This is a genomic window from Neisseria sp. Marseille-Q1983 (assembly GCF_018224585.1).
In the GTDB taxonomy this organism is placed as follows: domain Bacteria; phylum Pseudomonadota; class Gammaproteobacteria; order Burkholderiales; family Neisseriaceae; genus Neisseria; species Neisseria polysaccharea.
The window spans coordinates 1-1,394 of record NZ_JAGTUI010000098.1; the positions used below are offsets into that span (position 1 = coordinate 1).

The 1,394-nt window shown below is 36.4% G+C and carries 2 protein-coding genes; both read left to right on the forward strand.

Features of this window, described 5'->3' with window-relative positions:
- On the forward strand, positions 1-584 hold a 584-nt coding region (locus tag KEM39_RS11780; RefSeq protein WP_249182781.1), incomplete at its 5' end, for an RHS repeat-associated core domain-containing protein.
- A gap of 15 nt (positions 585-599) precedes the next feature.
- Positions 600-1,094, forward strand: a complete 495-nt coding sequence (locus KEM39_RS11250; RefSeq protein WP_107863930.1) for a hypothetical protein — start codon at positions 600-602, stop codon at positions 1,092-1,094.
- The last annotated feature ends 300 nt before the right edge of the window (positions 1,095-1,394 follow it).

The following is a 1,394-nucleotide window of genomic DNA, read 5'->3' on the forward strand; positions in this document are numbered from 1 at the left end:
GACTGCAAAACCAATACTTTGATGAAGAGACCGGGCTGCATTACAACCTGATGCGGTATTACGAGCCTGAGGCGGGGCGGTTTGTGAATCAGGATCCGATTGGGTTGTTGGGTGGGGAGAATTTGTATCAGTTTGCTTTAAATTCTTTAACATGGTTTGACCCTTTTGGGTTAAAAGTCAAAACATTGACTTATATACATATCCTAAAACCAGATAAAGTTACTGATGTTAAAGAGTTAAAACGCCAAATTAGAGGGCAAATTAGGGAATTTAATAAAATTTTAAAAACAGAGGGTCTAGAAGGGTTGCAAGAAAGAATTAGGAATTTTAGAGATGACCCAACTATAGAAGCGAGAGGAAGAAGGTACACAAGTAATAAAGGATCTGCAGGGGAGGGTACGGTATGGTTACATGAACCAGATATGTGTGCAGGTGGTGCTCCCGAGAGTGCCGATAGGAAAGGGAAAAGCCGAGAAAATTCGATAATTGGACCTAATTCAAGTAGACTTTCTGATGAAATATTGAAATTGAAACCATCTGACGAAATAACTAAATTTAGGTCTAAATTAATTCTGAAAAAATAACTTTGAGGTAAAAATATGCATTATGAAGAATTTAAATCACTCTATCAAAAATTTAATAATGATAGTGATAAAGAAGATTTCTTACAAAATTATGTTGATGAGGATATGTCTGAGGAATTAGCAAACTTTCTTTTGGATATTGGCCTAAATTCAAAGGAGTCTGATCTTTCTCGTAATGAGGCATTCAAAATATTGAGAATATATATAGGTGATTTTGACTATAGTGAAATATTTAAAAAAATAATTCATTTTGTCAATAATGTTAATGAAGATATTTACCTTCGAATTGAGGCACTGAGTATTTTAAAAAGAGCAGCAATAACTGTTAATGAAGCAGAATTTGCAATGAGCATTCTCAAAAAAAATGAAAATGAGTTAATAGCTAGTGCCGCACTCCAAGTCTTAACATTTCATCGAAAATTACCTTTTGTAAAATTACTTCTTCGTCAACTAATTGAAGATAAATCTGCTTTTGCTGAAGATGCTCAAATAGCTTTAGATTCAGATTAGCAAGCCATAGCGTGCATGGTCTGCAATAAATTTCCAAATTTGCAGCAAGCCGTAGCCCGCATAAATTTCCAAATTTATAGGTAGGGTGCGTGCCTCAAAGCACGCACGCGGTTCAGACGACCTCAATACTTTCTTTGAGGTTGTCTGAAATATTCGCTCTTTAATAACCTCATTACTAGTCAGCATATAGGTCGTCTGAAGCACAACTTTCAGACGGCCTTTGTTGTATTGTGTTCAACCGCCTCTACACCTACGATGCACTAGGCAACCTGATCTACCGCCAGCTGCCCAATGGCGAAA